General features: G+C 68.8%; 4 protein-coding genes. All 4 read right to left on the minus strand.

Translation table 11 applies throughout. From position 1 onward, the window contains the following. Positions 1-356: 356 nt before the first annotated feature. On the minus strand, positions 357-929 hold the full coding sequence (locus NHG85_RS11680) for a L,D-transpeptidase (protein WP_253332571.1): 573 nt from the start codon (positions 927-929) through the stop codon (positions 357-359). Positions 930-1,074: 145 nt separating this feature from the next. Then, positions 1,075-1,800, minus strand: coding sequence for an ABC transporter permease (locus tag NHG85_RS11685; protein WP_253332573.1), 726 nt, complete (start codon positions 1,798-1,800; stop codon positions 1,075-1,077). Next, positions 1,797-2,744, minus strand: coding sequence for an ABC transporter ATP-binding protein (locus NHG85_RS11690; RefSeq protein WP_253332574.1), 948 nt, complete (start codon positions 2,742-2,744; stop codon positions 1,797-1,799). The genes NHG85_RS11685 and NHG85_RS11690 overlap by 4 nt, the downstream gene beginning before the upstream one ends. After that, a complete protein-coding gene (locus NHG85_RS11695) occupies positions 2,741-3,511 on the minus strand; it encodes an ABC transporter permease (protein ID WP_253332576.1) in 771 nt (256 codons plus the stop codon). Before NHG85_RS11695 ends, NHG85_RS11690 begins: the two co-directional genes overlap by 4 nt. Between the last annotated feature and the right edge of the window lie 79 nt (positions 3,512-3,590).

Consider the following 3,590-nt stretch of genomic DNA (forward strand, 5'->3'; position numbering starts at 1 on the left):
CTACCGGCGCGACATACAGACGTTGATCCATCGAAATGAACCGAAGCCGCCCGCATATCTCTTCAGATATCATCAATATCAAAGAGCAGGAAGAAAACCAAACCAGAGCGCCCTAACTTGAAGCGCTCCAACCCGTCCCCTCCGGAATGTGTCCCCGTCAGTGCATCTCTGCGCCGCCGGTGAGGGGCCTTCTACGGATAGGGGCCGGGGGCCGCAAGAGGTTTTTTCGGAAAACGGCAACTTTTTTCGCGCTGCCCTCCCGGACGGGGCCCCGGGCGTCGCGTGCCTTGCCTCCCGACATGCGAACGCCCCGGCCGAGGGACCGGGGCGGGAATGGCGACGCGCGTGGACGAAGGTCAGGCGAGCTTGGGATAGAGAAAGACTGTCGTCTCCAACGGCACGCGCTCGTAAAGATCGATCATGTGATCGTTCACCAGGCGGGCGCAGCCGTTCGACACGGCGGTGCCGATGGTCGAGGGGGCGTTGGTGCCGTGGATGCGCAGATAGGTGTCGCGCGTGCCTTCGAAGAGATAAAGCGCGCGGGCGCCGAGCGGGTTGTCGGGGCCGCCTTCCATGCCGTCTTCGTATTTCTTGTACTTCTCGGGCTCGCGCTCGATCATGTCGGGCGTTGGCGTCCAGCTCGGCCATTCCTTCTTGGCGCCCATCCGGAACACGCCCGTCTCGTAGAGCCCGGCCCGGCCGACGCCGACCGAGTAGCGCATCGCCTGCCCGCCTTCCATCGTCCAATAGAGCGCAAAGCGGTTGGGATCGACGTGGATCTCGCCCGGGTTCATGCTGGCAGGGATCTCGACCATCCGGGGCTGGTATTTCTCGGGCAGCTGTGCGCCGCCGGAGTCCTGCGCCGCGGCGCGGCTGCCGAGGATGCCAAGGGCCGCGCCTGCGGCAAGAAAGTAGCGTCTGTCAATCATGTTCAGTGCCTCCGGCAGGAAAATCGGCAGGACGGGGTCAGAGTTCCCGCGACCGCGTAAAATACATGGAACGTGCGACCTTGCGATGCCTGCGTTTCCTCCCTTGATCTGGCACGCGACCCGCCCCGAGACAAGCGCGGGCCCATCAAGCCCGCGTCAGTGTGCGCTCAAGGCGGCGCAGCGCCAGATCGGCGCAGATCGCCATCAGCGCCACCAGAAGCGCGCCTTGCAGCACGAAGGCGGTGTTGCCCGATTGCAGCCCGGCAATGATCACCTCGCCCAGGCCCACGGCGCCCACCGTGCTGCCGATGGTGGCGGTGCCGATGTTGATCACCGTGGACAGCCGCAGGCCGGTGAGGATCACCGGGGCGGCCAGCGGCAGCTCGACCCGCCACAGGCGCTGCGGGCCTGCCAACCCCATGCCGCGCGCCGCCTCGCGCACCGTGGCAGGCACGCCGCGCAGCCCCGCGACGGTGTTCTCGAACACCGGCAGGAGCCCATAGGCGCACAGCGCCAGAAACGTGGGCTCGAAGCCGAAGCCCAGGAGCGGCACTGCGATGGCGAGCACGGCGATCGGCGGAAAGGTCTGGCCCAGATTGGAGACCATGCGCGCCAGCGTCATGAAATCGGCCCCCGCCGGGCGGGTGACCAGCACCCCCAGCAGCACGCCGACCGCGCAGGCCACCGCCCCCGCCGCCGCGACCAGCGCGAGATGCCAGCCGACCAGCACCCAAATGGGCTGGCGGTCGTAGAGCAGCGTCTGCCCCGGCTCGGCCACGAGGCGCAGCAGCGGGGTCATCAGCTCGGGCTGGAGCACCAGCGCCACGAACAGCGCAAACAGCGCCGCGAGTGCGAGGCCGCCCCGGCTCAAGGCGCGCCCCGCGCGCCGGTGCGCCAGATGTCCTCGGCGCGGATTTCGCCCGTCACACGGCCCTCCTCGACCACGGCGAGGCTGTCGCCCGCCTCCCAGATCAGCCGCGAGGCCGCCTCGCGCAGCGTGTCGTCGGGCGAGACCCACTGGCTCGGCGCGGGCGCATCGGCGGCGGGGCGCGACAGCTCGCGCACCCGGTGCAGCGACAGGATGCGCAAGGCGCGATCGTCGAGCCCGACGAACTGGCGCACGAAGCCCTCGCGCGGGCCGCGCAAAAGCCGCTCGGGCGTGTCGATCTGCAGGATCTGCCCGGCATCCATCACCGCGATCCGGTCGGCGAGGCGAAAGGCCTCATCCATGTCATGCGTCACGAGGATGGCGGTGATGCCACGGCGGCGGCGGATGGCGGTGAACTCGTCCTGCAGCCGGCCGCGGGTCACCGGGTCGAGCGCGCCGAAGGGCTCGTCCATCAGCAGCATCGCGGGCTCGGCTGCCATGGCGCGCGCCACGCCGACGCGCTGCTGCTGGCCGCCCGAGAGCTCGGCGGGATACTTGTCGGCGTAATCCGCCGGATCGAGACCGAACAGCTCCAGAAGCTCCTCGATGCGCGCGCGCACCCGCGCTTTGTCCCAGCGCAGAAGGCGCGGTACGGTGCCAATGTTCTGCGCCACGGTCCAATGCGGAAACAGCCCCACCCCCTGGATCACGTAGCCGATGCCCCGGCGCAGCGCGTCGGGCGAAACATCGCGCGCGTCGCGCCCGTCGATCTCGATGCGACCCGCGTCAGGTTCGATCAGCCGGTTGAGCATACGCAGCGTCGTCGACTTGCCGCAGCCCGAGGTGCCGACGAGCGCCAGCACCTCGCCATGCGCGACCTCGAAATCGAGCCCCTCGACCGCCGTCACGCCCTCGAAGCTCTTGCGCAATCCGCTCACGCGTATCATCGCGCCCCTCCCCGTCTGGTCAGCTCGATGCCCACGTCGAACAAAAGACTCGCCAAAATCGCCATCGCCACGATCGGCACAGTGCCCAGGAGCACGAGATCCATCGCCGCCTGCCCCATGCCGCGAAACACCAGCGTGCCGAAGCCGCCGCCGCCGATCAGCGCGGCCACCGCCGCCAGCCCGATGTTCTGCACCACCACGATGCGGATGCCGGTGAGGATCACCGGTGCGGCCAGCGGCAGCTCAACCCGTGCCAGAAGCCGCGCGCGCGACATGCCCATGCCGCGACCAGCGTCGCGCATCGTCTCTGGCACGCCCGCGAGGCCGGCATAGGTGTTGGCGACGATCGGCAAGAGCGCATAGAGCGCCAGCGCCACAATCGCGGGTGCGGCGCCGATGCCGCCTACGCCCCAGTCGCGCAGGGCGGGCACGGCGCGCGACAACGCGCCCAAGGGCACCATGAGAAGGCCGAACATGGCTATGCTCGGCGTCGTTTGCAGAAGATTGAGCGCGGGCAGGATCACCAGCCGCGCCCGTGACCCGGCAAAGCAGGCCCAGCCCAGCGGCAGGCCGATCGCCAGCGCCGGAATGAGGCTGCCGATCACCAGCCGAAGATGTCCGCCCAGGGCGGCATCGAACACGTCGCGGTTGGTGTCGTATTCGCGCAGGATCGACAGCGCGTCGAAAAGGCCCGCCCGCAACGCGATGGCAAAGGCCGCCGCCGGAAGGAGCAGGGCCGCGATCCGCGCCCATGCGCCGAGCGACATCCGAGCCGCCCGGAATCACCCCCTTGAGGTTCTTCCAACCGCCGCGGATGCCGCCGCAATGCTTGTCGATCAGCTCCTT

It is taken from the genome of Limimaricola litoreus (assembly GCF_024159025.1).
In the GTDB taxonomy this organism is placed as follows: Bacteria; Pseudomonadota; Alphaproteobacteria; order Rhodobacterales; family Rhodobacteraceae; genus Limimaricola; species Limimaricola litoreus.

Excerpts from the sequence above, each read along its gene's own strand:
- NHG85_RS11680 (WP_253332571.1), bottom strand. The coding sequence starts at position 929 with ATGATTGACAGACGCTACTTTCTTGCCGCAGGCGCGGCCCTTGGCATC.
- NHG85_RS11690 (WP_253332574.1), bottom strand. The coding sequence starts at position 2,744 with ATGATACGCGTGAGCGGATTGCGCAAGAGCTTCGAGGGCGTGACGGCG.
- NHG85_RS11695 (WP_253332576.1), bottom strand. The coding sequence starts at position 3,511 with ATGTCGCTCGGCGCATGGGCGCGGATCGCGGCCCTGCTCCTTCCGGCG.